We start from the raw sequence: 26,265 nt of genomic DNA on the forward strand, positions 1-26,265 counted from the left end.
TTCGGTAAGCATAGTTGATGAAGCACACGCCAACGGCAAGCGTTGGCGTGTAAAGGTTTTTAAAGCGCGGTCCAGGCATCGGTCCAGGAAAGGCCAACCCCCGGTTCGTAGTGCTCCGGTGCGCTGTTGCACCATGCGCCATACGGGTACGGCTTACACTGGAATAGCGCACCGTGGTTATTCACGATATCACCTGATTTCCACTGCTGGTTCACGTTCCACGCAGGGTACTCACCCGGTGCGGTTTCGTCCGCCGGGGTGGTTTCATCCTGCGCGGCCTTCGCCTTAACGTTCAGCGTATAGCTTGCGTGGCTGCTCAGCGTGCCGTCGCTCACTTCCAGACTAATCGCATACTGAGCATCGGTGCTCTTTTCCGGCGCGTTAAACGTCACAACGGATTTATCCTTGCCGCTGATTACCGTACCGTTCGGGAAGGTCCAACGGTAGCTAAGCTCGTCGCCGTTTGCATCGGTGGATGCAGCCGCGCTAAGCGATACGGCACTTCCCGCGTCAACCATGCCGACCGGGCCTGCAATATTCGCGACCGGCGCAACGTTTGCTTCCGGCCCTGGCTGCGGCTCAGGCGTGTTGTCCTTCTCGTCATCGCCGCCGCCTACGATCGTTACATTATAGAAATGCTCGACGCACTTGCTGTAATCACCTTCTTTAAAGGCGCTGAACGGCGTCTGGTAGCCCACCAGCTGGCAGGAATAAGACAGCCCACCCGGATTTGCGCCGTTAAAGCCCCAGTCCTGTTCCCAATAGATTGGCAGTGCGCCCGCGCCGCCGTCGTCGAACTGCTTCATATTTTTACAGCCGAGCACTTCATCCGCAGGAACCGGTACTTTCAGATAGTTAGCAAACTCTTTGTAGTAGGTAATACGGTTCAGCGACTGATCCTTTTCTTGTGAACCGCCGCACTCTACGCCGCCGTTGATAATCTGAATAGTTACGCCGAAGCCCGGCACCAGCCCATTCGCTCTATCACGGTCATTCGGTTGCCAGGTGCCGTCAATAACGTGCAGCATGCTTGGTTTAGGCGGCTGTGGGTAAACGTAGAAGAACAGCGCGCTGGCGAGATTCAGCCAGGTGTCGCCAACCAGCTCGGGTTTATCCAGCAGCGTGCGAACATCACCAAACATCGCTTCAGAGAAAGGACCGTAGTTGTAGTTATAAGAAAGCTGCTTCGCGCCGCGGCCAAAATAGCTCAGGAAGTCGCCGTCTTTGTCTTTACCGCACGGCCAGGTTTGGCCCTGCCAGGTGCTCGGATTACATTCACCGTTATAGCCGCCCTTCTGACCTTCGGTCCAGCCTACCTCGCGCAGGTAAACCAGCGCCTGGCGCCATTCACCAATATCGCGCCAGTTTTCATGGCCGCCGGTTTCCTGAGCGAAATGCGCGAACATTGTCGCCAGCGATTTACGGCAGATGGCGTCGCTGTCGCGGCCATCGGTATAGGAACCGCAGATCGCCGGGAATTTGCCGACCGCTTTCAAGAAGTTGGTATAGGTGTATTCCGGCGCGCGCAGCGGGAACAGGTAGTCCCAGTCCTGAGCGGAAATAATGCTCTCAACGCGTTTTACGTTTGCGGGATTGGCCGCGCGGCCCGGTACGATTTGTTCGACCTCTGCGTTATCCAGCGTGCGGATAGAATCCTTGACGGCCTGCATCATGGGGAAACCGGTGAGTTCCTGTTCTCTCTTTTGCAGATCGCTGGCTTTCATTTCGAACGGCGTAGTGCTTGTCGCCATGGGTGCCGCGTGAGCCGCCGAGAAAGTGAGTGCTATGCCCGCTGCAAGCGTGCTTAGCATCATAATATTTTTATTCGTCATTGCTGTTCTCCTTGTGGAATGAATATCGTCTTTGGCGCTCAATGCACCTTTCGGGACGGCACTCTAAAAAGAATCCACGCGGAAAACCTGTCAAATTAGCTCATTGCGAGCCTCACGAAACCTCATCGGATATCACAAAAAAAAGGACCGGAAAATCCGGCCCTTATCGTTTATCAGTGAGATGAAATTAGGCGTAGCCGTAGCTCATCAAACGCTGATAACGGCGGTTTAGCAGTTCGTCTTTGTTCAGCACGTCCAGATCGGCAAGATCGGCAAGCAGCTGCGCTTTCAACGACGCGGCCATCGCCTCAGGATTGCGATGCGCGCCGCCCAAAGGTTCAGGAATAACGGTATCGACAAGCTTCAGCTCTTTAAGACGCGGAGCGATAATACCCATTGCTTCCGCAGCCAATGGCGCTTTGTCCGCGCTTTTCCACAGAATGGAAGCACAGCCTTCCGGGGAGATAACGGAATAGGTGCTGTACTGCAGCATATTCACTTTATCGCCAACGCCGATAGCCAGCGCGCCGCCGGAACCGCCTTCGCCGATAACCGTACAAATGACCGGCACCTTCAGGCGAGACATTTCACGCAGGTTGCGCGCGATAGCTTCAGACTGGCCGCGTTCTTCCGCGCCCACGCCCGGATATGCCCCAGGGGTGTCGATGAAGGTGATGATTGGCATGTTAAAACGCTCAGCCATCTCCATCAGGCGCAGCGCTTTACGATAGCCTTCCGGCGCAGGCATACCGAAGTTGCGACGGATTTTCTCTTTGGTTTCACGACCTTTTTGGTGACCAATGATCATCACCGGACGGCCATCAAGACGCGCGATGCCACCAACGATAGCCTTATCGTCGGCATAGGCACGGTCGCCCGCCAGTTCGTCAAACTCATCAAATGCCAGACGGAGATAGTCTAACGTGTAAGGGCGCTGTGGATGGCGCGCCAGTTGAGCAATTTGCCATGCTCCTAAATCGGCGAAGATTTTACGAGTGAGTTCTACGCTTTTTTCACGCAGACGCTGCACTTCTTCGTCCAGATTAATATCCAATTTTTCATCCTGACGGCTAACGGCGGTCAGGGAATCGATTTTCGCTTCCAGCTCTGCAATCGGCTGTTCGAAATCAAGGAAATTCAGACTCATAGTATTCCTGTATTAGTCAAACTCCAGTTCCACCTGCTCCGAACCAATCAGCGTCCTGAGATCGTTGAGTAAACGATCGCTGGGGGAAACACGCCAAGCTGCGCCAAAGCGCAGCCGTGCTCGTGCATCTTCCCTCTGATAGTAGAGGTGTACCGGAATTGTCCCCGAACGGTGGGGTTCCAGAGACTGACGGAGACGGTTTAAAAGCTGGTCATCAATTTGCCTGTCCGTCAGCGAGATAGCAAGCCCGCGCGCATACTTTTCACGGGCTTCGTCGATGTCCATCAGTTCACGAGCGGTCATTTTAAGGCCGCCGCTGAAGTCATCAAAGCTGACCTGTCCGCTGACGATCAGGATACGGTCTTTTTCCAGCAGATGCTGGTACTTTTCTAACGCATCTGTGAATAACATCACTTCCAGACGACCAGAACGATCGTCGAGAGTACAGATGCCAATGCGATTGCCTCGCTTGGTCACCATGACCCGTGAGGCAATCACCAGACCCGCAGCCGTGGTCATTTTACCACGTTCTGTCGGGTGCATCTCTTTCAGGCGCATGCCGCCGACATAGCGCTCAATTTCTTTCAGGTACTGATTGATCGGGTGCCCGGTAAGATACAGCCCCAGGGTTTCACGTTCACCATCCAGTACTACCTGCTCCGGCCACGGGATGACGCTGGCGTAAGATTGTTCGACCTGTTCCGGCTCGTCGGCCAGTACGCCAAACATATCAGCCTGACCAATAGCTTCTGCTTTCGCATGCTGGTCGGCGGCCTTAAGCGCGTCGCCAAGCGCGTTCATCAGCGCGGCGCGGTGCGGCCCGAGGCGGTCAAACGCCCCGGACATAATTAGTTTTTCCAGCACGCGGCGGTTGAGCTTTTTAATATCGGAGCGCGCGCACAAATCAAAGAGATCGAGGAAATGCCCGCCCTGATTACGCGCCTCAATAATGGCTTCGATCGGGCCTTCACCCACGCCTTTAATCGCCCCGATGCCGTAAACAATTTCGCCGTCGTCGTTGACGTGGAAATGGTAAAGACCAGAGTTGATGTCCGGCGATAGGACCTTCAGCCCCATGCGCCAGCATTCGTCCACCAGACCCACGACCTTCTCGGTGTTGTCCATATCGGCGGTCATTACGGCCGCCATAAACTCTGCCGGGTAGTGCGCTTTCAGCCACAGCGTCTGGTAGGAAACCAGCGCATAGGCGGCGGAGTGGGATTTGTTAAAGCCGTAACCGGCGAACTTTTCCACCAGGTCGAAGATTTTAATCGCCAGTTCGCCGTCGATGCCGTTGGCCTTCGCGCCGTCTTCAAAGCTGGAACGCTGCTTCGCCATCTCCTCCGGCTTCTTTTTACCCATCGCACGACGCAGCATGTCCGCGCCGCCGAGAGTATAGCCGGACAGCACCTGGGCGATCTGCATGACCTGTTCCTGGTACAGGATGATGCCGTATGTAGGCTCCAGCACCGGCTTCAGGCTTTCGTGCTGCCACTGAATATCCGGGTAGGAAATCGCCTCGCGGCCATGCTTACGGTCGATGAAGTTATCCACCATGCCAGACTGTAGCGGGCCAGGGCGGAACAGGGCCACCAGGGCTATCATATCTTCGAAGCAGTCGGGCTGCAGGCGCTTGATCAGATCTTTCATGCCGCGGGATTCAAGCTGGAAGACCGCGGTGGTTTCCGAGCGTTGCAGCATGTCGAAGCTTTTCTTATCGTCGAGCGGGATAGCCGCGATATCAATCGGCTCCAGTCCCTGTTTTGCCCGACGCGGGTTAATCATTTTCAGCGCCCAGTCGATGATGGTGAGCGTACGTAAGCCAAGGAAGTCGAACTTCACCAGGCCCGCGTATTCCACGTCGTTTTTGTCGAACTGGGTGACCGGGTTTTGCCCCTGGTCGTCGCAGTAGAGCGGCGCGAAATCGGTAATTTTGGTAGGCGCGATAACCACGCCGCCAGCGTGTTTACCGGCGTTACGCGTGACGCCTTCGAGCTTGCGCGCCATGTCGATCAGCGCTTTTACTTCTTCATCCGCTTCGTAGATCTGCGGCAGCTGCGGCTCGGCCTCGAAGGCTTTGGCAAGCGTCATGCCCGGATCCGGTGGGATCAGCTTAGAGATACGATCGACAAAGCCGTAAGGATGGCCCAGCACGCGGCCCACGTCGCGGATAACCGCTTTCGCCGCCATCGTACCGAAGGTGATGATCTGTGATACCGCATCGCGGCCGTACATTTCGGCCACGTGATCGATTACCCGGTCGCGCTTTTCCATGCAGAAGTCGATGTCGAAATCGGGCATCGAGACACGTTCCGGGTTAAGGAAACGTTCAAACAGCAGGTCGAACTCAAGCGGATCGAGGTCGGTGATCTTCAGCGCGTAGGCCACAAGCGACCCCGCACCTGAACCACGGCCCGGGCCTACCGGCACGCCGTTATCCTTCGACCACTGGATAAACTCCATTACGATCAGGAAGTAGCCGGGGAAGCCCATCTGATTGATAACTTCGAGTTCGATGTCCAGGCGCTCGTCATACGGCGGGCGCTTTTCAGCGCGCTCTGCCGGGTCCGGGAACAGAAACTCAAGTCGCTCTTCCAGACCTTCCTTCGATTTCACGACGAGGAAGTCTTCGGTGGTCATTTCGCCCGTCGGGAACTGCGGCAGGAAGTACTCGCCAAGCCTGACGGTGACGTTGCAACGCCTTGCGATCTCAACGCTGTTTTCCAGCGCTTCCGGGATATCAGCGAACAGCTCGCACATCTCTTCTTCGCTGCGCATATATTGCTGCGTCGAGTAGTTGCGCGGACGTTTTGGATCGTCGAGCGTGAAGCCGTCGTGGATGGCGACGCGGATCTCGTGGGCATCAAAGTCGGTTGTGTCAATAAAACGCACATCGTTGGTTGCGACAACCGGTAGACCCCGCTCTTCAGCAAGGGCAACGGCGGCATGCAGATAGTTTTCTTCGTCGGCTCGCCCGGTGCGGATCAGCTCCAGGTAGAAGCGATCGGCAAAATACTGCTGGTAGAACTCCAGGCACTGATCGACCTGAGTAGGGTTCCCACGCAACAGATTTTTGCCAATATCCCCCATCCGCCCGCCGGAAATCAGGATCAGCCCTTCGTTGAGTTCCGCAAGCCAGCCGCGATCGATAACCGGCCCGGCCGCGCCATAGCCGCGCTGATAGGCTTTCGAGATCAGAAGAGTCAGGTTTTGATAGCCAACATTATTGGCAGCAAGCACGGTCAGATGGCTAAGTTCGTCACCCAGCAGTTCATTGGCAACGTTAAAATCTGCGCCAATAATCGGCTTGATGCCAGCGCCATGAGCGCCGCCATAGAACTTCACCAGGCCACAGAGGTTGGTAAAATCGGTGATCGCTAAAGCCGGCATGTTCAGCGCCGCGGCTTTTTTCACCAGCGGCCCTATTTTTGCCAGCCCATCAATCATGGAATAGTCACTGTGCACCCGCAGGTGCACGAAACGTGGTTCAGCCATTTCTCATTCCGATTAAATGTGTACCAGATACCCGCAGGTCAGGACGCAAGCCCAAGAGCGCGTTTGACCGGAGCAAAACTACGACGATGATGCTCGGTGGCACCGTGCTGCGCCAGCTTTTCCAGATGGAAAGCCGTTGGGTAGCCCTTGTGTTGGGCAAATCCGTACTGCGGGAAACTTAGATCCAACGTGGCCATTTCGCGGTCACGCGTAACTTTAGCAAGGATTGAAGCGGCGCTAATCTCTGCAACCCGGCTATCCCCTTTTACCACCGCAAGTGAAGGCATAGGTAATGCCGGACAGCGGTTACCGTCGATCAGTACGTATTCCGGGGCAATGGCCAGGCCAGCAACCGCTCGCTGCATCGCAAGCATAGTGGCGTGCAGAATATTGAGCTGGTCGATTTCAGCCGGTTCGGCGCGCCCGAGGCTCCAGGCTAGCGCCTTCTCAACGATTTCATCATAAAGCGCGTTGCGTCGTTTTTCTGAAAGCTTCTTGGAATCCGCAAGACCCAGGATAGGTTTTGCCGGATCGAGGATGACGGCGGCCGTTACCACGGCACCGACCAGCGGGCCACGACCCACTTCATCCACACCCGCAACCAGGTGCGTGTGCGGATAGATAAATTCGATCATTGTGCTAACTCCAGCACGGCGTCTGCCGCCTGTTCGTCTGCGTTACAGCGGATTTGTTGATGCAGGGCGCGGAAAGTTTCATGCATTTGATGGCTCTGCGCGCCGTCTTCAAGCAGCGGCTCAAGGGCCGCTGCAAGCGCTGCAGGTTCACACTCTTCCTGCAGCAGCTCTTTGACGAGTTCGCGCCCGGCAAGGAGGTTTGGCAGCGAAACATAATCTGTTTTCACCAGGCGCTTCGCGAGCCAGAAGGTGAAGGGCTTCATGCGATAGCCGACGACCATCGGACATTTGGCCAGCATGCACTCAAGCGCAGCCGTGCCGGAAGCCAGTAACGCCGCGTCGCTTGCGACCATCGCCTCGCGGCCCATGCCGTCCAGCATATGAACTTTAAGCTCTGGGGCGATTTCCGCTTTAATGTGTTCGAACTGCTCGCGACGTTTGGCATTGACCAGCGGCACGACGATTTCAAGGTCCGGGAAGCGGCTACGCAATAGCTGCGCGGTGCGCAAGAAGTCGGCGCTGAGCATTTCGACCTCTGCGCCACGGCTCCCCGGCAGCAGAGCCAGACATTTTACATCGGGTGAGATACCGAGCGTTGCGCGCGCCGCGTTTTTATCGGGGTCGAGCGGCATGGCGTCGGCCATAGTGTGGCCGATAAAGCGGCAGGGTACGTTAAATCTGTCATAAAACGCTTTTTCGAAAGGCAGAAACGCGAGCACCAGGTCGGTTGCTCTGCCAATTTTGAAAACGCGTTTTTGACGCCAGGCCCAGACGGACGGGCTGACGTAATGAATAGTGCGAATGCCCTGTTTTTTGAGGTTGCCTTCCAGCGTGATATTGAAATCAGGCGCGTCGATGCCGACGAACACATCTGGCTGCAGCTCGGCAAAGCGGCGGGTTAAATCAGCGCGGATATGCAACAGGCGACGCAGGCGACCGAGCACTTCAACAATGCCCATTACCGCCAGCTCCTCCATTTCATACCAGGCTTCGCAGCCTTCGGCCTGCATGCGCGGACCGGCTACGCCCACAAAGCGGGCATCAGGGTGGCGAGCCTTCAGGGCGCGAATTAAACCGGCACCAAGAATATCGCCGGAAGTTTCTCCGGCGACCAGGGCAATCGTTAGGGGACGACCAGGCTTCATTTAGCGAATCAAGCCGCGCGTGGAGCGCGCAAAGAATTCAACAAATGCGTTTACTTCCGGATGCTGTTTAGCAAGCTCAGCGATTTCCGGTTTTGCCTCGTCGAGGGTTTTGCCGCTGCGGTACAGCAGTTTGTAAGCGTTACGAATTGCGTGTAGCGCTTCTTTGCTGAAACCACGGCGTTTAAGCCCTTCGAGATTGACGCCAAACGGCGTCGCGTGGTTGCCCTGCGCGATAACGTACGGCGGAACATCCTGTGCTACGCCGGAGCAGCCGCCTACCATCACGTGCGCACCGATAATGCAGAACTGGTGCACCGCGGTCATGCCACCGATGATCGCAAAATCATCGACAGAAACGTGACCGGCAAGCGTGGCGTTATTTGCGAGGATACAGCGATTCCCAACGGTACAATCGTGCGCGATGTGCGCGTTGATCATCAGCAGGTTATCGCTGCCCACCTTCGTCAAACCACCGCCCTGTTCTGTGCCACGATGGATGGTGACGCTTTCGCGGATGCGGTTGCGATCGCCAATTTCCACGCGAGTAGGTTCACCCGCATATTTAAGGTCCTGGTTAACTTCACCAATGGAGGCAAACTGATAAATCTCGTTATCACGGCCAATGATCGTATGACCATTTACCACAACGTGAGACTTCAGTACGGTACCCTCGCCGATCTCAACATGCGGACCAACAACACAAAACGGGCCAATGTGAACGTTGGCACCAATAACGGCGCCCTCTTCCACAATGGATGATGGATGAATAAAGGCGGATTTATCAATCACGTATCAGCTCTCCCGGCTGCGGGCACACATCATGGTTGCTTCGCAGACAATTTTACCGTCAACGGTTGCCACGCCTTTAAAGCGCGTCAGACCACGGCGGGTTTTTTCGAAAGTTACTTCCATGACCATCTGGTCACCAGGCACAACCGGACGCTTGAAGCGCGCTTCGTCGATACCCGCAAAGTAATACAGTTCGCCAGGCTCCAGTTTCCCTACGCTTTTAAACGCCAGAATACCGGTAGCTTGCGCCATTGCTTCAAGAATCAGCACGCCCGGAAAAATAGGTTTGCCAGGGAAGTGGCCCTGGAAGAATGGCTCGTTAACGGAGACATTTTTTACTGCGCGCAGAAAACGACCTTCTTCAAAGTCCAGCACGCGGTCTACCAGTAAGAACGGGTAACGGTGCGGCAGAAGCTCTAAAATCTCTTCAATGTGCAGAGTATGAGTGTCGGTAGTCAAAATACTCTTCCTGTCCAAATGTACTAAATGACAATAATAACACGGCCTGCGGCTATCAGGAGATAGCTTGCAGGCCGCAAATCAGTTAACTCGCGAGAGTTAAAACTAAGCTTTAAGGCTGGCGATGATTAGTCTTGTTGATTGACCTTACGCTCAATGGTCTTCAAGCGCTTGTTCATTTCATCGATGTTCATCACCAGCGCGGCGGTTTTGCGCCAAACTTTATTCGGCTGCAGCGGAATACCGGAAGAGTACACCCCAGGCTCGGTAATTGGGCGCATGACCATGCCCATACCTGTCACGGTGACCTTATCGCAGATTTCCATGTGGCCGTTGATGACGCTAGCGCCGCCAATCATGCAGTAGCGCCCAATTTTCAGGCTGCCCGCCATGATGACGCCACCGGCAACGGCAGTATTGTCGCCAATCACAACGTTATGTGCAATCTGGCACTGGTTATCAATGATAACACCATTACCGATAATCGTATCGTCGAGTGCGCCACGGTCAATCGTCGTACAGGCACCGATTTCAACGCGGTCGCCAATAATCACCCGGCCAAGCTGAGGGATCTTCACCCAGTTGCCGCGATCGTTAGCATAACCAAAACCATCCGCACCGATAACCGTGCTCGACTGGATAAGGCAAAGCTCGCCAATCTGGATTTCATGGTAAACCGAGACATTCGCCCACAGACGCGTACCGGCACCGATTTTAGTATTTTTACCGACAAAGCAGCCTGGGCCAATGACGACGTTATCACCCAGCACAACGCCGGATTCGATAACAGCATTGGCACCAATCGCCACGTTGTTGCCCACCGTCGCAGTCGTATCGACCACCGCGCTAGGCGCGATGTTTTGTGCAGGCTGCGGCGTGGAATCAAGAATTTGTGCCATGCGGGCATAGGTCAGGTAGGGATTCTTCACTACCAGAGCCGCGCTTTTGGCAAAAGGAAGGTCGGCTTCAGTCATTACGACGGCGGAAGCCTGGCAAGACGCCAGTTGTTCATGATAACGCGGGTTAACGATGAACGTGATGTGGCCTGCCTGGGCCGTTTGCATAGATGCAACGCCGGTGATGACGATATCGCCATCACCGTGCAATTCTGCATCCAACTGCTGGGCTAATTCAGCCAGTCGAATTGAAGACATTACTTATTTAACCTGTTTCAGTACATCTGCAGTGATGTCTTTTACGCCGCTACCTGCATAGGCAACAGTGTTGGTGTCCAGCACCACGTCGTAGCCTTTGTCGTCAGCAACTTTCTTCACTGCGCTCTGGATACGAGTAACCAGTTTGCCGCGCTCTTCGCCGGAACGACGTTGACGATCTTGTTCAAAAGCCTGAGCTTTTGTAGAGAAAGTCTGGCGCTGAGCCATTACGTCTTTTTCCAGCTTGCTACGATCGCTAGCTTTCATGGTGGAGCCATCGCGCTGCAGACGCTGCATTTTGGATTGCAGATCGTTTTCCATTCCCTGAAGTTCAGTGGCACGGCCTTTGAACTCGTTTTCCAGGGTCTTAGAAACACCGGTATTCTGCGCAACTTGTTGGAACAGGTTGCCCATGTTTACAACAGCGATACTTTCTGCTGCTTGAACGCTGGCTGATGCAGCCATAGCGATGCCAAGACCTGCGGCAAATAACCACTTTTTCACAATAAACTCCTTACCATCCCAAATGTGTCCGAAGACACTGTCTTTTGCGTGTACCAGCCCAGAGCATTCCGGACCGGTACCAACGCTTCACTGCTTATCGCATTCCTTCGCGCAGAAGAATTACCAGGTTTTACCAATGTTAAACTGGAACTGTTCCGCTTTGTCGCCATCGTATTTTTTGAACGGCTGGGCATAGGAGAAGACCAATGGCCCCAATGGTGACATCCACTGCAATGCTAAACCGGCAGACATACGAATGTTGCTCGGGTCACTGTAATCAGGCACCCCGGCAGCTTTCATCTGTGCGGTGTTTTCCCAGTTGGTATCCCACACGGTACCGGCATCCACAAACAGGGATGTACGAACCGAGTTGGCATACTTCTCACTAAGGAACGGCGTAGGGGTAATCAGCTCGAAGCTTGCCACACCCATGGCGTTACCGCCCACCGCATCGTCAGAACCACAAACGTCATTCGAAGAGGACTTATTACAGTTGTCGGTATCGTTACCGCCGTAATAAACCGCCTTAGGACCGATGTTGTTCGACTGGAAACCACGCACGGTGCTGGAACCACCGGCATAGAAGTTTTCATAGAACGGCAGTTCTTTACCGCCTAAGCCATCACCATAGCCCCAACGGGTACGGCCCAACACGACCCACGTATGGTCTTCGTTGATTGGGAAGTAGCTCGCGGTATCGAGGGTAATTTTATAGAACTCGTTATCGGAGCCCGGCATGGTGACTTTACCGTTCAGGTTGACACGCGAACCGTCCGTCGGGAAGAACCCGCGATCCAGCTTGTTGTATGTCCAACCATAGTTCAGGGTGAAGTCATCTGCCGCAAAACCATTGTCATCAGATGATTTAGATGTGCTCTGACCCACAGAATCCAGGTAACGCCACATTGCCACCTGCGGCTGCATATTGGACAGGTCGTTATGCACATAACCTAAGCCCAGACGCAAGGTATTGTATTCGTTAACCGGGAAGCCGAGCGTACCGTCCACACCGTAACTGGTGTTGGTATAGTCGGACAGATCCGCGTCATCTGCCTTAAAGTCGTTATAGAACAGACGGCCACCGAGGCTCACGCCATCGACGGTGAAGTACGGATCGGTAACGGACAGTTCTGCATAGGTCTGGTAATCGTTCTTCGTACCGTTGATGCCAACGGAGTAGCCGGTACCTAACCAGTTATCCTGCTGAACACCGACCTGGAAGCTTACGCCGCTTTCAGTACCGTAACCAACCCCGAAGTTGAAGCTACCGGTGTTACGTTCTTTCACCTTGTAAACAACGTCTACCTGATCCGGGCTACCGGAAACACGCTGGGTATCGACGTCAACGGTTTCAAAGTAGCCGAGACGGTTCAAACGCTCTTTACCCTGATCGACGAGATCGCTACCTAACCATGCACCTTCCATCTGGCGCATTTCGCGGCGCAGAACGGAGTCTTTACTGGTGTCGTTGCCTTCGAAGCGAACTTTACGCACGTAGTAGCGGTTACCGGAATCTACGCTTACGTGCAGTTTAACGGTCTTGTCCGCATCGTTGATTTCAGGCTGAGTCTGCACGCGTGGATAGGCATATCCATAACGACCCAAGAGTTTCTTGATATCGTCTTCCATCTTGGTGACTTTCGTACCGTTATACAGCTCGCCCGGCTTCAGCTTGGTCAGGCTTTCAATTTCCGCCGAGTGCCCCGCTAAGTTGCCGTTTACCGTTACGCCAGCAATTTTGTACTGATCGCCTTCAGTAATGTTCACCGTCACATAGATGCTTTTCTTGTCCGGCGTCAGGCTGACCTGCGTGGAGTCAATGTTAAAGCGAGCGTAACCGCGATCCAGGTAGTAGCTGCGCAGGGTTTCAAGGTCACCCGCCAGTTTCTGCTTCTGGTATTTACGATCGCCCACCACGTTCCACCATGGCACTTCGTCGCGCAGCTGGAAGTGAGAGATTAGCTCTTCGGTAGAGAACGCGTGGTTGCCGACGATGTTGATTTGCTGAATTTTGGCTGAGACGCCTTCCTGGAATACCAGTTTCAGGTCAACACGGTTACGCGGCAGTGGCGTAACCACGGCTTTAACGCTGGCACTGTACTTACCAACGCTGTAGTAGAAGTCTTCTAACCCTTTCTCGATATCCGAGAGGGTGGTGCGGTCCAATGATTCGCCGACACGCACGCCAGAAGCCTCAAGGTTCTGCTTAAGCATGTCGTCCTTCACGGACTTGTTACCAGAGAAAGTAATACTTGCGATTGTTGGACGCTCTTTTACCTGAACGACCAGCGTCTCGCCGTCACGCAGCACCCGGACATCTTCGAAGTTCCCGGTAGCAAACAGTGAACGGATAGTATTACTGATATCCTCGTCAGAGACAGTATCGCCTACGCGAACTGGCATGCTGAGGAGGGCCGCACCGACGGCGACTCGCTGCAGGCCTTCGAAATGAATGTCTTTCACTACGAACCCGTCTGCACCGTATACGGTGGCGCTGCTAAACAGCAGCGACGCTATGAGCAACTTTTTCATCGCCATCGTTGTTATGCGTTCTTCCTAACCTAATTCTCTCTAAAACCGAGAGAAATCATTGAAAAGTGCAAGCCCCATTAACAGCACCAGCAAGATAGAGCCGATGCGGTAACTAAAGTCTTGAACTCGCTCGGAAACCGGCCCGCCCTTCAGTTTCTCAATCGCCAAAAAGAGCAGATGTCCACCGTCAAGAACGGGAAGCGGAAAGAGGTTGATAATGCCTAAGTTGACGCTGATAAGCGCCAGGAACATTAGATAGTAAATCAACCCAAATTCCGCTGACATACCTGCACCTTGAGCTATGGAGATTGGCCCACTGAGGTTGTTCAGTTTTACGTCACCGGTTATTAATTTCCCCAGCATGTTTACCGTCAGCTTCATCAGTTGCCAGGTTTTATCCGTAGCTTCTGCAACAGCGACAAACGGCCCATACTGGCGCACTGTCTTGTACTCATCCGGCAGCGGGATAACCTTTGGAACTACACCCGCGAACCCTTCAGCCTTTGCTTTACCCGGCTTTGTATCCGGTATCAGCGTTAAAGACAAGGAACGCCCCTGTCTTTCTACTTCAACAGCCAAAGCCTGACCAGGGTTATCACGTACCTGGCTGACAAAATCTGTCCATTGGCTAATAGGCGCACCGTTGACTTTAACGATCCTGTCCCCGGCTTGCAAACCGGCCTTGTTGGCTGCCGACTGTGGTTGAACTTCTTCGAGCACTGTCTCAACCTGCGGACCACGCGGCCTGATGCCTAACGAGACAATAGGATCTTCTCTGTCTGGTTCAAACTGCCAGTTCCGTAAATCGAGCGTTTTCTCGCTGGTCTGATTAGTGCCGAAAGGTGCCAGAGTAACCCGAGCATTTTCATCACCAATCTTCGCCACCAGAGCAAGACGAACTGCATCCCAATCAGGCGTTTCGATACCATCTATCGCTTTAAGTTCCGTACCTGGTGCAATTTGTGCGCTAGCCGCTATCGAGTTGGGCGTTATTTCGCCAACAACCGGACGAATGCTAGGGACACCAATAATAAACACCAGCCAGTAGGCAAAAATAGCGAAGATGAAGTTGGCAACCGGCCCGGCGGCAATAATGGCTGCGCGCTGGGAAACGGTTTTGTTATTGAAGGCATAATGGCGCAGTTCCGGGCTAACCGGCTCAACGCGCTCATCAAGCATTTTGACGTAGCCGCCCAGGGGAATAAGGGCGATAACAAATTCAGTGCCATGGCGATCGGAGCGACGCCAAAGCGCTTTACCAAAACCGATGGAAAAACGCTCAACGCGAACGCCACAGCGGCGGGCAACCCAAAAATGGCCGAACTCATGCACGGTGATTAAGACACCCAGCGCAACGATAAATGCAGCCAAATTCCAGAGTATGCCCAGCATAAAACCTTCCGTTAAATCGTCCTGAAAACGAGCAAAAGCAGACAGGCAAATACCGGCACTGCGGCTGTGAGACTGTCAATGCGATCAAGGATACCACCATGTCCGGGGATCATGTGACCGCTATCTTTAATCCCTGCTTCACGCTTAAACATACTTTCGGTTAAATCACCCAGCACGGAAGCTAGCGCGGCGATGACCGAGCACACGAGAAGAATCGAAGGCGTTACCTGCAGATTCGCCCACATGCCGAACATCAGCGAGATGATAGCCGAGGTAAACAGGCCACCAATAAAGCCTTGCCAGGTTTTCCCCGGAGAAACTTTAGGCGCAAGCTTATGCTTGCCGAACATTTTGCCAAACAGGTATGCGCCGGAATCCGCTCCCCAAACGAGGATCATCACATACAGCAGCCACATGGCCCCGGTATAGTGATTGACGTCGTAATGCCAGCTGCGCAGTACCACCATGCCCCAGAAGAACGGCACGATAGTCAGCAAACCAAATATCAGCCGCAACGTTCTGGAATTACGCCAGAAACCTGCAGAAGCGGGATAGAACAGCACCAGCAGCAAAGCGGCAATCCACCAGACAAGCGACGCCCAAAGCGAATACTCGATCAATGGGATGTGTACCGTGCGGCGGTATTCCGGCAATGCAAATAGCATTCCCGCTAATAGCAATCCACAAAGTACCGCCAGCCATACCCGCTGGGAACGCGCTTTAAATCCAGCCAGTTGCCCCCATTCCCACGCGGCTAACATGCACACGACGAGGGTGGTAATGGCAAAACCGACCGGCGGAAGTAAAAACAGCGCGGCAATGACAACAGGTATTAAAATAAACGCGGAAATCAGGCGATACTTCAGCAAAAGTGACCCCCAACAGGCTTATTCGCCACCAGGTGCAGTGCCGCCAAAACGACGCTCTCGATTCGCAAAAGCATTTAGCGCACCTTCAAAATCTTGTTCATCGAAATCAGGCCAAAGAACATCTGTAAAGTAAAGCTCTGCATAGGCGATCTGCCAAATCAGAAAGTTACTGATGCGATGCTCCCCTCCTGTCCTAATTACTAAATCAACGGGGGCCAGTTCATTCATGCAGATTTGCTGGCTCAGCAACTCTTCATCAATCTGGTCCGGGCGCAATAACCCTTCCTGCACCTGTTCGGCAAGATGCCGAACGCCCTGGATAATATCCCAACGACCACCATAGTTCGCGGCGATGTTGAGCGTCAAACCTGTATTTTGACTGGTCTTCGCTTCGGCTTTATTGATACGTTCTTGCAGGCGCGAGTTAAATCGGCTGGTGTCGCCGATAATACGCAGGCGAACATTGTGACGATGTAGACTTTTGACTTCGCTGTCTAAAGCCCACACGAACAGTTCCATCAGCGCACTCACTTCCTGAGCCGGGCGATTCCAGTTTTCACTACTAAAAGCATAAAGCGTCAGCGCCTCAATGCCGTTATTCGCGGCAAAACTGACGGCACGGCGAACGGATTTCGCCCCTGCTTTATGGCCGAAGACCCTCATTTTCCCTTGTCGTTTAGCCCAACGACCATTGCCATCCATAATTATGGCAACATGGCGTGCGCCATGCGCGGCTGCGGTTTCGCTTAATTGTTGGTTTGCTGACAACATAACGCGTAATAATTCCCTGATAAGGATTAAGCGGTACTCAAGAATGACTTAGGCCTTCACACAAAAAAGCCGTGCTATGACACGGCTTTCCGCCTTTCAATCAGTCATATCTGAGAGAAAGGTGGCGCAGACTATATCACTGAAGCACAACGCTAACAAATAGCGGGACGCCAGCCGATTGAATAATCATCGGTAAGCGACGCGCGTCACCAGTTTTCTGGCGATTTCACGCGCCGTTGCATCCACCGCCTGCACCTCATCGACACTTTGCGGTTCCGTCAGATCGGCCTGTTCCAGCACTGCGCGATTCAGGGCGGCAATATCCGTAAAACGCAAACGATCGTGCAGGAAAGCATCCACTACAATCTCGTTTGCCGCATTCAGGACGGTTGTCGCTGCCTGTCCCTGCTCAAATGCTTCAATCGCAAGCTTGAGGCAAGGATAGCGGTGATAGTCTGGCTCCATAAAGGTAAAGGTGCCGATCTTGCAGAAATCGAGCGGCTCTACGCCCGAAACTACGCGCTCCGGGAACGCCATCGCATGAGCGATAGGGGTGCGCATATCGGGCGCTCCCAGCTGTGCCAGAACGCTCCCATCCCGATAACGGACCATCGAATGGATAACGGACTGCGGATGGATCAGCACTTCCATTTGTTCAGCGCGGGCATTAAACAGCCAGCGGGCTTCAATATACTCGAGACCTTTGTTCATCATGGTGGCGGAGTCGACGGAGATTTTGCGCCCCATCGACCAGTTCGGATGGCAACATGCCTGGTCTGGCGACATTGCCGCCAGCTCGCCAATCGGCGTTTCACGAAATGGGCCACCTGACCCGGTGAGGATAATAGACGATACGCCATTATCTTCCAGCCCAGCGTATCCCAGGTTCTGTTGAATTGTTTCCGGTAAACTCTGAAAAATAGCGTTATGTTCGCTGTCGATGGGTAATAATTGTGCCCCGCTACGCTGCACAGCGTCCATGAACAGACGCCCGCAGGTGACCAGCGATTCTTTATTAGCCAGCAAAACCTGCTTGCCCGCCGCAATCGCAGCAAGCGTTGGCAGCAGACCAGCCGCCCCGACGATGGCCGCCATGACCTGATCCACCTCATCCAGCGCGGCCATTTCACAGGCCGCCTTCTGCCCTGCCAGCACCTTGGTCGCACAGCCCCGGCTTTGCAAAATCTCGCGCAGCTGTTGGGCACAGGCGTCATCGTCCATTACCGCCCAGCTCGGTCGAAACTCAAGGCACTGCTCTGCCATACGCGCGACGTTCTTCCCGGCCACCAGTGCAGTAACTGAGAATTGCTCGGGATTGTGACGGACGACGCTTAGGGTGCTGTTACCGATAGAACCGGTGGAACCGAGGATGGTCAGCTGCTTCATGAGGGACTCTGGATTGTAGTAGTAAAAACACGAATAAGTGTGCGGCGGCAGACGGAGCTTGTCTATGCCTTTGACCGAAAAGCAAAACGCCGTAAACAAAACCCGTGAAGCGAATCACGGCCTGCGTACGGCGTTTGGTCAGTCACGGGGACTTTAGAACTGCATCAGCTCAGTTTCTTTGTCTGTCAGAGCCGCATCAATTTTCTTGATTGCTGCATCGGTCAGTTTCTGAACGTCGTCCTGGGAACGACGATCATCATCTTCACTGATTTCTTTTTCTTTCAGCAGCGCTTTAACTTTATCGTTAGCATCGCGACGTACGTTGCGTACCGCAACGCGCGCGCCTTCGGCTTCGCCGCGCACAACTTTGATCAGATCTTTACGACGTTCTTCAGTCAGCGCCGGCAGTGGAACGCGAATATCGCTACCTGCAGAGCTTGGGTTCAGACCGAGGTCAGAAGTCATGATCGCTTTCTCAACGGCCGGGCTCATAGAGCGGTCGAACACGTTGATTTTCAGCGTACGGGAGTCTTCAACCGTCACACTTGCCAGCTGACGCAGCGGGGTTGGCGTGCCGTAATATTCCACAACGATGCCATCCAGCAGGCTTGGGGAAGCACGGCCAGTACGCACTTTGCTGATTTGGGTTTTGAACGCTTCAACGCATTTTTCCATGCGTACTTCAGCATCTTTTCTGATATCGCTAATCACGTTACGAATCCTTGAAAACTGGTTTAAGGCAGACCACGCTTGCCATCGCAGCACCGAAGCTGCGCGCTAAGTATAGCCCTGTTTAATCTTGGGTGCAGTTTAAGCCAATCTTACCTTGATTAAGCTTTCACTGAAATTACTCAGTGATCAGAGTGCCTTCTTTTTCACCCATAACCACACGGCGCAGCGCGCCTGGCTTGTTCATGTTGAAGACACGAATCGGCAGTTTGTGGTCACGCGCAAGGGTAAAGGCCGCCAGATCCATCACTTTCAGCTCTTTATCCAGCACTTCCGTATAGGTCAGCTGCTCGTAGAGAGTCGCTGTTGGATCTTTAACCGGGTCAGCCGTGAAAACACCGTCAACTTTCGTGGCTTTCAAAACCACATCCGCTTCAATCTCGATCCCGCGCAGACAGGCGGCAGAATCCGTCGTGAAGAATGGGTTGCCAGTACCGGCAGAGAGAATCACTACACGGTTGTTACGCAGCAGACTGATAGCTTCAGCCCAGCTGTAGTTGTCGCAAACGCCATTCAATGGAATAGCGGACATCAGGCGGGCGTTCACATAGGCGCGATGGAGCGCGTCACGCATCGCCAGGCCGTTCATCACGGTTGCCAGCATGCCCATGTGGTCGCCCACAACGCGGTTCATACCTGCTTTCGCAAGGCCCGCACCGCGGAATAAGTTGCCACCGCCAATCACCACCCCGACCTGAATACCCAGTTCAACCAGCTCTTTAATTTCCTGAGCCATACGATCCAGTATGCTCGCATCAATACCGAAACCTTCGGTGCCCTGCAGGGCCTCGCCGCTCAGCTTGAGTAGAATGCGTTTATAGACGGGTTTTGCATTGGTAGCCATGTTTCTTTCCTGAGAACAGTCAACGAATGGGGATGGATAAATCTGGCGACATTGTGTCGCATATCAGCAAGAACTGTATCAGATCAGACTGATATTTGAGGCTGGATAAAAAGGAACCGCCATCTGGCGGCTCCTTTTTTAAAAATTAAGACTGCTTGGACATTGCAGCAACTTCTGCTGCGAAGTCAGTCTCAACTTTCTGGATGCCTTCGCCCACTTCAAAGCGGATGAAGTTAGTCACGTCAGCGTTGTTCTCTTTCAGGAACTGGCCAACGGTTTTGCTTGGGTCAATAACGAAAGGCTGACCAGTCAGAGAAACTTCGCCGGTGAATTTCTTCATGCGGCCTTCAACCATTTTCTCTGCGATTTCTTTAGGCTTGCCAGACTGCATGGCGATGTCCAGCTGAACCTGGTACTCTTTCTCAACCACTTCAGCAGAAACATCTTCAGGCTTAACGAATTCAGGCTTGCTAGCTGCAACGTGCATTGCAATTTGCTTAACCAGATCTTCGTTAGCGCCGGTAGCAGCAATCAGAACACCGATACGTGCGCCGTGCAGATAGCTACCCAGCACATCGCCTTCCAGGGAAGCAACGCGACGGATGTTGATGTTTTCACCGATTTTAGCAACCAGTGCAACGCGTTCTTCTTCGAACTGTGCTTTCAGCACTTCAACGTCGGTGATTTTGCCAGCCAGTGCAGCATCCAGCACTTTATCAGCGAACGCCTGGAAACCGCCGTCTTTAGCAACGAAGTCAGTCTGGCAGTTTACTTCCAGAATCACACCGTAGTTGCCTTCGATTTTGGTTTTGATCACGCCGTCAGCAGCAACGTTACCTGCTTTCTTAGCAGCTTTGATAGCGCCAGATTTACGCATGTTTTCGATTGCCAGCTCGATGTCGCCGTTAGCTTCAGTCAGTGCTTTTTTGCAATCCATCATGCCTGCGCCAGTACGCTCACGCAGTTCTTTTACCAGAGCAGCGGTAATTTCAGCCATTCTTTAATCCTCGGTTATCTCGTGAAGAGAGATAAGCCCTGGTTCACGTGTGGGCGAACCCTGGCTCAAAATAAAAAGGGGGCCTGAGACAGGCCCCCTAACCAAACTATGCAATACCTGGTTAATAAGGGCTCAAATAAGAGCGAACCTTATTATTCAGCTTCTACGAAGCTTTCTTCTGCCTGAGCAGCCAGATCCTGAGAACGGCCTTCACGCACGGTAGCTGCAACAGCACCCAGGTACAGGGTAACAGCGCGGATTGCGTCGTCGTTACCTGGGATTACGAAATCAACGCCATCTGGATCGGAGTTGGTATCAACGATAGAGAACACTGGGATACCCAGGTTGTTAGCTTCTTTGATAGCAATGTGTTCGTGATCTGCATCGATTACGAACAGAGCATCCGGCAGGCCGCCCATGTCTTTGATACCGCCCAGGCTGTTTTCCAGCTTGTCCAGTTCACGGGTGCGCATCAGCGCTTCTTTCTTGGTCAGTTTTTCGAAGGTACCGTCCTGAGACTGAGTTTCCAGATCTTTCAGACGTTTGATGGACTGACGAACGGTTTTCCAGTTAGTCAGCATACCGCCCAACCAGCGATGGTTCACGAAGAACTGATCGCAGCTAAGAGCAGCTTCTTTTACTGGTTCGCTTGCAGCGCGCTTAGTACCAACGAAAAGGATTTTGCCTTTACGAGAAGAAATCTTGCTCAGCTCAGCCAGGGCTTCGTTGAACATAGGTACAGTTTTCTCAAGGTTGATGATGTGAACTTTGTTACGTGCGCCGAAGATGAAAGGCTTCATTTTCGGGTTCCAGTAACGGGTCTGGTGACCAAAGTGAACACCAGCCTTGAGCATGTCGCGCATGGAAACAGTTGCCATGTTTAAAACCTCTATAAGTAAATTGGGGTTAAGCCTCCACGCATCCCATATTACCGACCCCTAAGGGCACCCCGGAATATGTGTCGATACGTGTGTGTTATTTACACAAAGTGAGAGTGTTGGCTGTACCCGAAAAATCGGAGTACAAGTCCGGCGCGCTTTATACCACAAAACAGACACAGACTCCAATAGTTGTTCGCAGACGCAGCGACCGCCCATTCTCAATTTGGCACTGTCTGTACGCCCTGATAACATTGACCTACACCTGCTCAATTATTGTCGATAACGTCGACACCTGCGGACAGAATTAATGGCTATCTCAATTAAAACACCAGAAGAAATCGAAAAAATGCGCATCGCGGGCGCTCTTGCCGCTGAAGTGCTGGAAATGATCGAACCCCACGTACAGCCCGGCGTCACCACCGGCGAGCTTGACCGTATCTGTAATGACTACATCGTCAATAAGCAGCAAGCGGTCTCCGCGTGCCTGGGCTACCACGGCTTCCCTAAATCCGTGTGCATCTCCATTAATGAAGTGGTTTGTCACGGCATCCCGGACGACGAAAAAACCCTCAAAGATGGCGACATCGTCAACATCGACGTGACCGTCATTAAAGACGAATACCACGGCGACACCTCCAAAATGTTTATCGTGGGCAAACCCACTATTTTGGGCGAGCGCCTGTGCCGCATTACTCAGGAAAGCCTGTATCTGGCCCTGCGAATGGTTAAACCAGGCATTCGCCTGCGCACGCTGGGCGCGGCTATTCAGAAATTCGTCGAAGCGGAAGGTTTCTCCGTTGTGCGCGAATACTGCGGCCACGGCATCGGCCGCGTCTTCCACGAAGAGCCGCAGGTGCTGCATTACGATGCGGATGACGGCGGCGTGGTGCTGCAACCGGGCATGACGTTCACTATCGAACCGATGGTCAACGCTGGCGACTACCGCATCCGCACCATGAAAGACGGCTGGACGGTGAAAACCAAAGATCGCAGCTTGTCTGCACAATACGAGCATACTATTGTGGTGACAGATAACGGCTGCGAAATTCTCACGTTGCGCAAGGATGACACCATCCCGAACGTCATTTCGCATAACGAGTGATTCTCCTGACGCAAGTCAGCAATCAAAGCCGGCAAATGCCGGCTTTTTTTATGGATGTCGAACATGACCCAGAGTTTACCCGAGCAGTATGCAAACACCGTGCTTCCTGAGATTTCCGGGCAACCTGACAACCCCGCCAGCTGGCCCGCAAGCGAACTCAGCTGTGGCCAGATCAAAACACATCTCGACGTCTTCCAGCGCTGGCTTGGGGAAGCTTTCGACAACGGTATTTCTGCCGAACAGCTCATTGACGCCCGCACCGAATTTATTGACCAGCTGCTTCAGCGCCTGTGGCTGCACTACGGATTCGGCGAAGTGCCGGAAGCCGCGCTGGTTGCCGTCGGCGGCTATGGACGAGGTGAGCTGCATCCGCTTTCTGACATCGATTTATTAATCCTCAGCCGCAAACGATTGACCGACGCTCAGGCGCAAAAAATCGGCGAGCTGCTGACGCTGCTATGGGACGTTAAGCTCGAAGTCGGCCACAGCGTACGCACGCTGGAAGAGTGCCTTCTGGAGGGGCTTTCTGATTTAACCGTTGCCACCAACCTGATTGAATCACGCCTGCTGATCGGCGACGTCGCCCTGTTCCTCGAGCTGCAAAAACACGTCTTCAGCGAGGGTTTTTGGCCGTCGGCTAGGTTCTTTGCCGCCAAAATCGACGAGCAGGAAGAACGACATCGCCGCTATCACGGCACCAGCTATAACCTTGAGCCAGACATTAAAAGCAGCCCCGGCGGCCTGCGTGACATCCACACTTTACAGTGGGTTGCCCGCCGCCACTTCGGCGCAACGTCGCTGAGCGAAATGGTCGGCTTCGGTTTTTTAACCGAGGCGGAGCGCAACGAGCTGGACGAGTGCCAGCACCTGCTGTGGCGCATCCGCTTTGCGCTGCATCTTGAGGTCAATCGCTACGACAATCGCCTGCTGTTCGACAGACAGCTCAGCGTCGCCCAGCGCCTCAACTATAGCGGCGAAGGCAACGAGCCGGTCGAACACATGATGAAGGATTTCTACCGCGTCACGCGTCGGGTAGGCGAGCTAAATCAGATGCTGTTACAGCTTTTCGACGAAGCGATTCTCGCGCTGGATGCCAGCGAAAAGCCTCGACCGCTGGACGACGATTTCCAGCTTCGCGGCACCCTTATCGATCTGCGTGATGAAACGCTGTTTATGCGCGAGCCGCAGGCCATTCTGCGCATGTTTTACATGATGGTGCGCAATCGTGACATCACCGGCATTTACTCCACCACCCTGCGCCATCTGCGCCACGCCCGTCGCCATCTGGCGCAGCCGCTCTGTTATATTCCCGAGGCGCGCGCGCTTTTTCTGTCGATCCTGCGCCATCCGGGCGCCGTCAGCCGTGCGCTGGTGCCCATGCACCGCCACAGCGTGCTGTGGGCCTACATGCCGCAGTGGTCGCATATCGTCGGCCAGATGCAGTTTGACCTCTTCCACGCCTACACGGTGGATGAGCACACTATTCGCGTACTGCAAAAACTGGAAAGCTTCTCGCACGAGGAAACGCGCCAGAAGCATCCGCTGTGTGTGGACCTGTGGCCGCGCCTTGCGCATCCGGAACTGCTGCTGATTGCCGCGCTGTTCCACGATATTGCCAAAGGACGCGGGGGCGACCATTCGGTGCTCGGCGCGCAGGACATCCTTAAATTCGCCGAGCTACACGGCCTTAATTCGCGGGAAACCCAGCTCGTCGCCTGGCTGGTACGCCAGCACCTGCTGATGTCCGTCACCGCCCAGCGTCGTGACATTCAGGACCCGGAGGTCATCAAGCAGTTTGCCGAAGAGGTGCAGACCGAAAACCGCCTGCGCTACCTGGTCTGCCTGACGGTAGCCGACATCTGTGCCACCAACGAAACCCTGTGGAACAGCTGGAAGCAGAGCCTGCTGCGCGAGCTGTACTTCGCCACCGAAAAACAGCTTCGCCGCGGCATGCAAAACAGCCCGGATATGCGCGAACGCGTGCGCCATCACCAGCTTCAGGCGCTCGCGCTGCTGCGCATGGACAACATCAACGAAGAGGCGCTGCACAATATTTGGCGGCGCTGTCGGGCAAACTACTTTGTGCGCCATACGCCAAACCAGCTCGCCTGGCACGCGCGGCACCTGCTCAAGCACGATCTTACCCAACCGCTGATCCTGCTTAGCCCGCAGGCAACGCGCGGCGGAACGGAGATCTTCATCTGGAGCCCGGATCGCCCTTACCTGTTTGCCGCCGTCTGCGCCGAGCTGGATCGTCGCAACCTCAGCGTGCACGACGCGCAGATCTTCACCACCCGCGACGGCATGGCGATGGACACCTTTATCGTACTGGAACCGGACGGCAGCCCGCTGTCCGGCGATCGTCACGAGCTGATTCGCCACAGCCTGGAGCAGGCCATCTCGCAAACCAGCTGGCAGCCGCCGCAGCCGCGCCGCCAGTCGGCCAAATTGCGCCACTTTACCGTCGATACCGAGGTCAACTTCCTGCCCACGCATACCGACAGGCGCACGTTCCTTGAACTGATTGCGCTCGATCAGCCAGGTCTGCTGGCACGCGTTGGGGAAGTGTTCGCAGACCTGGGGATTTCGCTCCACGGGGCGAGAATTACGACAATTGGCGAGCGAGTAGAAGATTTATTTATAATCGCGACGGCCGACCGGCGTGCACTTAATAATGTGCTGCAACAAGAGGTTCAACAACGGTTGACAGCAGCCCTTAATCCAAACGATAAATAACAGTCTGTTAATTTCGTCACAATCAGGAAGCTTTATAATGCAGCAGCTACAGAACGTCATTGAGTCCGCTTTCGAGCGCCGCGCCGAGATCACTCCGGCAAACGTTGATACCGTTACCCGTGAAGCGGTAAACCAGGTTATCTCCCTGCTCGACAGCGGCGCGCTGCGCGTTGCCGAAAAAATTGACGGCCAGTGGGTTACCCACCAGTGGCTGAAAAAAGCCGTTCTGCTCTCTTTCCGCATTAATGACAACCAGGTCATGGAAGGCGCAGAAAGCCGTTACTTCGACAAAGTCCCAATGAAATTTGCTCACTACGACGAAGCACGCTTCCAGAAAGAAGGCTTCCGCGTGGTGCCACCAGCCGCCGTTCGCCAGGGCGCATTTATCGCTCGCAACACCGTGCTGATGCCTTCCTACGTGAACATCGGCGCGTACGTTGATGAAGGTTCCATGGTAGATACCTGGGCGACCGTCGGCTCCTGCGCGCAGATCGGTAAAAACGTTCACCTGTCCGGCGGCGTTGGCATCGGCGGCGTGCTGGAACCGCTGCAGGCTAACCCTACCATCATCGAAGACAACTGCTTCATTGGCGCACGTTCAGAGGTGGTTGAAGGTGTTATCGTCGAAGAAGGCTCCGTTATCTCTATGGGCGTATACATCGGCCAGAGCACCCGTATTTACGATCGCGAAACCGGCGAAGTGCATTATGGCCGCGTACCGGCTGGCTCCGTCGTGGTTTCCGGCAACCTGCCGTCTAAGGATGGCAAATACAGCCTGTACTGTGCGGTTATCGTGAAGAAAGTTGACGCGAAAACCCGTGGTAAAGTCGGTATTAACGAACTGCTTCGTACCATCGACTAAAAAT

Annotated in this window: 21 protein-coding genes; 3 read left to right on the forward strand and 18 right to left on the reverse strand. The window is 54.0% G+C overall.

All coding sequences use genetic code 11. The features are described 5' to 3' along the window. Positions 1-59: 59 nt before the first annotated feature. From ACSPHG_RS19635 to rpsB, 18 genes are all read right to left on the reverse strand, one after another. Positions 60-1,832 carry a glycoside hydrolase family 19 protein gene (locus ACSPHG_RS19635; protein ID WP_435955145.1) on the reverse strand — a complete coding sequence of 591 codons (1,773 nt, stop codon included), beginning with the start codon at positions 1,830-1,832 and terminating at the stop codon, positions 60-62. Positions 1,833-2,019: 187 nt separating this feature from the next. Further along, complete coding sequence (gene accA, locus ACSPHG_RS19640) at positions 2,020-2,979, reverse strand: acetyl-CoA carboxylase carboxyl transferase subunit alpha (RefSeq protein ID WP_435955146.1); 960 nt, start codon at positions 2,977-2,979, stop codon at positions 2,020-2,022. A gap of 12 nt (positions 2,980-2,991) precedes the next feature. Then, a complete protein-coding gene (dnaE, locus tag ACSPHG_RS19645) occupies positions 2,992-6,474 on the reverse strand; it encodes a DNA polymerase III subunit alpha (protein WP_435955147.1) in 3,483 nt (1,160 codons plus the stop codon). Positions 6,475-6,512: 38 nt separating this feature from the next. Continuing rightward, positions 6,513-7,109, reverse strand: coding sequence for a ribonuclease HII (rnhB, locus tag ACSPHG_RS19650; protein WP_435955148.1), 597 nt, complete (start codon positions 7,107-7,109; stop codon positions 6,513-6,515). Beyond that, positions 7,106-8,254, reverse strand: coding sequence for a lipid-A-disaccharide synthase (lpxB, locus tag ACSPHG_RS19655; RefSeq protein ID WP_435955150.1), 1,149 nt, complete (start codon positions 8,252-8,254; stop codon positions 7,106-7,108). Before lpxB ends, rnhB begins: the two co-directional genes overlap by 4 nt. Continuing rightward, positions 8,255-9,043 carry an acyl-ACP--UDP-N-acetylglucosamine O-acyltransferase gene (gene lpxA / locus ACSPHG_RS19660; protein WP_435955151.1) on the reverse strand — a complete coding sequence of 263 codons (789 nt, stop codon included), beginning with the start codon at positions 9,041-9,043 and terminating at the stop codon, positions 8,255-8,257. A gap of 3 nt (positions 9,044-9,046) precedes the next feature. Beyond that, entirely contained in the window at positions 9,047-9,502 is a 456-nt protein-coding gene (fabZ, locus tag ACSPHG_RS19665) for a 3-hydroxyacyl-ACP dehydratase FabZ (RefSeq protein ID WP_121264562.1), read from the reverse strand. Between the two features lie 128 nt (positions 9,503-9,630). Beyond that, entirely contained in the window at positions 9,631-10,656 is a 1,026-nt protein-coding gene (lpxD, locus tag ACSPHG_RS19670) for a UDP-3-O-(3-hydroxymyristoyl)glucosamine N-acyltransferase (RefSeq protein ID WP_435955152.1), read from the reverse strand. A gap of 3 nt (positions 10,657-10,659) precedes the next feature. Continuing rightward, positions 10,660-11,160 (reverse strand): molecular chaperone Skp, encoded by a 501-nt coding sequence (gene skp / locus ACSPHG_RS19675; protein WP_435955153.1) that lies wholly within the window; start codon positions 11,158-11,160, stop codon positions 10,660-10,662. Between the two features lie 120 nt (positions 11,161-11,280). Next, positions 11,281-13,698 carry an outer membrane protein assembly factor BamA gene (bamA, locus tag ACSPHG_RS19680; protein WP_435955154.1) on the reverse strand — a complete coding sequence of 806 codons (2,418 nt, stop codon included), beginning with the start codon at positions 13,696-13,698 and terminating at the stop codon, positions 11,281-11,283. A gap of 33 nt (positions 13,699-13,731) precedes the next feature. Further along, positions 13,732-15,084 (reverse strand): sigma E protease regulator RseP, encoded by a 1,353-nt coding sequence (gene rseP / locus ACSPHG_RS19685; RefSeq protein WP_435955155.1) that lies wholly within the window; start codon positions 15,082-15,084, stop codon positions 13,732-13,734. Positions 15,085-15,095: 11 nt separating this feature from the next. Beyond that, positions 15,096-15,953: a phosphatidate cytidylyltransferase gene (gene cdsA, locus ACSPHG_RS19690; RefSeq protein ID WP_435955156.1), complete on the reverse strand. Its 858-nt coding sequence runs from the start codon at positions 15,951-15,953 to the stop codon at positions 15,096-15,098. Positions 15,954-15,971: 18 nt separating this feature from the next. Further along, positions 15,972-16,724, reverse strand: coding sequence for a (2E,6E)-farnesyl-diphosphate-specific ditrans,polycis-undecaprenyl-diphosphate synthase (ispU, locus tag ACSPHG_RS19695; RefSeq protein ID WP_435955157.1), 753 nt, complete (start codon positions 16,722-16,724; stop codon positions 15,972-15,974). Between the two features lie 186 nt (positions 16,725-16,910). Beyond that, a complete protein-coding gene (gene ispC / locus ACSPHG_RS19700) occupies positions 16,911-18,110 on the reverse strand; it encodes a 1-deoxy-D-xylulose-5-phosphate reductoisomerase (RefSeq protein ID WP_435955158.1) in 1,200 nt (399 codons plus the stop codon). Positions 18,111-18,263: 153 nt separating this feature from the next. Then, positions 18,264-18,821 (reverse strand): ribosome recycling factor, encoded by a 558-nt coding sequence (frr, locus tag ACSPHG_RS19705; RefSeq protein WP_435955159.1) that lies wholly within the window; start codon positions 18,819-18,821, stop codon positions 18,264-18,266. Between the two features lie 136 nt (positions 18,822-18,957). After that, positions 18,958-19,683 (reverse strand): UMP kinase, encoded by a 726-nt coding sequence (gene pyrH / locus ACSPHG_RS19710; RefSeq protein WP_435955161.1) that lies wholly within the window; start codon positions 19,681-19,683, stop codon positions 18,958-18,960. Positions 19,684-19,828: 145 nt separating this feature from the next. After that, positions 19,829-20,680: a translation elongation factor Ts gene (gene tsf / locus ACSPHG_RS19715; RefSeq protein ID WP_435955162.1), complete on the reverse strand. Its 852-nt coding sequence runs from the start codon at positions 20,678-20,680 to the stop codon at positions 19,829-19,831. Between the two features lie 152 nt (positions 20,681-20,832). Further along, positions 20,833-21,558, reverse strand: coding sequence for a 30S ribosomal protein S2 (rpsB, locus tag ACSPHG_RS19720; protein ID WP_435955163.1), 726 nt, complete (start codon positions 21,556-21,558; stop codon positions 20,833-20,835). A 310-nt stretch (positions 21,559-21,868) separates the two neighbouring features. Between rpsB and map the strand changes: the two genes are divergently transcribed. From map to dapD, 3 genes are all read left to right on the forward strand, one after another. Then, on the forward strand, positions 21,869-22,663 hold the full coding sequence (gene map, locus ACSPHG_RS19725; RefSeq protein ID WP_435955164.1) for a type I methionyl aminopeptidase: 795 nt from the start codon (positions 21,869-21,871) through the stop codon (positions 22,661-22,663). Positions 22,664-22,726: 63 nt separating this feature from the next. Next, a complete protein-coding gene (glnD, locus tag ACSPHG_RS19730) occupies positions 22,727-25,399 on the forward strand; it encodes a bifunctional uridylyltransferase/uridylyl-removing protein GlnD (protein ID WP_435955165.1) in 2,673 nt (890 codons plus the stop codon). Between the two features lie 37 nt (positions 25,400-25,436). Then, entirely contained in the window at positions 25,437-26,261 is an 825-nt protein-coding gene (dapD, locus tag ACSPHG_RS19735; RefSeq protein WP_435955166.1) for a 2,3,4,5-tetrahydropyridine-2,6-dicarboxylate N-succinyltransferase, read from the forward strand. Positions 26,262-26,265: the final 4 nt, after the last annotated feature.

Source organism: Dryocola baronae (genome assembly GCF_051297175.1).
Taxonomy (GTDB): domain Bacteria; phylum Pseudomonadota; class Gammaproteobacteria; order Enterobacterales; family Enterobacteriaceae; genus Dryocola.

What these genes read in the sequence shown, in the direction of transcription:
- ACSPHG_RS19635 (WP_435955145.1), bottom strand. Translation starts at nt 1,832, where the DNA reads ATGACGAATAAAAATATTATGATGCTAAGCACGCTTGCAGCGGGCATA.
- accA (WP_435955146.1), bottom strand. Translation starts at nt 2,979, where the DNA reads ATGAGTCTGAATTTCCTTGATTTCGAACAGCCGATTGCAGAGCTGGAA.
- dnaE (WP_435955147.1), bottom strand. Translation starts at nt 6,474, where the DNA reads ATGGCTGAACCACGTTTCGTGCACCTGCGGGTGCACAGTGACTATTCC.
- rnhB (WP_435955148.1), bottom strand. Translation starts at nt 7,109, where the DNA reads ATGATCGAATTTATCTATCCGCACACGCACCTGGTTGCGGGTGTGGAT.
- lpxB (WP_435955150.1), bottom strand. Translation starts at nt 8,254, where the DNA reads ATGAAGCCTGGTCGTCCCCTAACGATTGCCCTGGTCGCCGGAGAAACT.
- lpxD (WP_435955152.1), bottom strand. Translation starts at nt 10,656, where the DNA reads ATGTCTTCAATTCGACTGGCTGAATTAGCCCAGCAGTTGGATGCAGAA.
- bamA (WP_435955154.1), bottom strand. Translation starts at nt 13,698, where the DNA reads ATGGCGATGAAAAAGTTGCTCATAGCGTCGCTGCTGTTTAGCAGCGCC.
- rseP (WP_435955155.1), bottom strand. Translation starts at nt 15,084, where the DNA reads ATGCTGGGCATACTCTGGAATTTGGCTGCATTTATCGTTGCGCTGGGT.
- ispU (WP_435955157.1), bottom strand. Translation starts at nt 16,724, where the DNA reads ATGTTGTCAGCAAACCAACAATTAAGCGAAACCGCAGCCGCGCATGGC.
- ispC (WP_435955158.1), bottom strand. Translation starts at nt 18,110, where the DNA reads ATGAAGCAGCTGACCATCCTCGGTTCCACCGGTTCTATCGGTAACAGC.
- pyrH (WP_435955161.1), bottom strand. Translation starts at nt 19,683, where the DNA reads ATGGCTACCAATGCAAAACCCGTCTATAAACGCATTCTACTCAAGCTG.
- tsf (WP_435955162.1), bottom strand. Translation starts at nt 20,680, where the DNA reads ATGGCTGAAATTACCGCTGCTCTGGTAAAAGAACTGCGTGAGCGTACT.
- rpsB (WP_435955163.1), bottom strand. Translation starts at nt 21,558, where the DNA reads ATGGCAACTGTTTCCATGCGCGACATGCTCAAGGCTGGTGTTCACTTT.
- map (WP_435955164.1), top strand. Translation starts at nt 21,869, where the DNA reads ATGGCTATCTCAATTAAAACACCAGAAGAAATCGAAAAAATGCGCATC.
- glnD (WP_435955165.1), top strand. Translation starts at nt 22,727, where the DNA reads ATGACCCAGAGTTTACCCGAGCAGTATGCAAACACCGTGCTTCCTGAG.
- dapD (WP_435955166.1), top strand. Translation starts at nt 25,437, where the DNA reads ATGCAGCAGCTACAGAACGTCATTGAGTCCGCTTTCGAGCGCCGCGCC.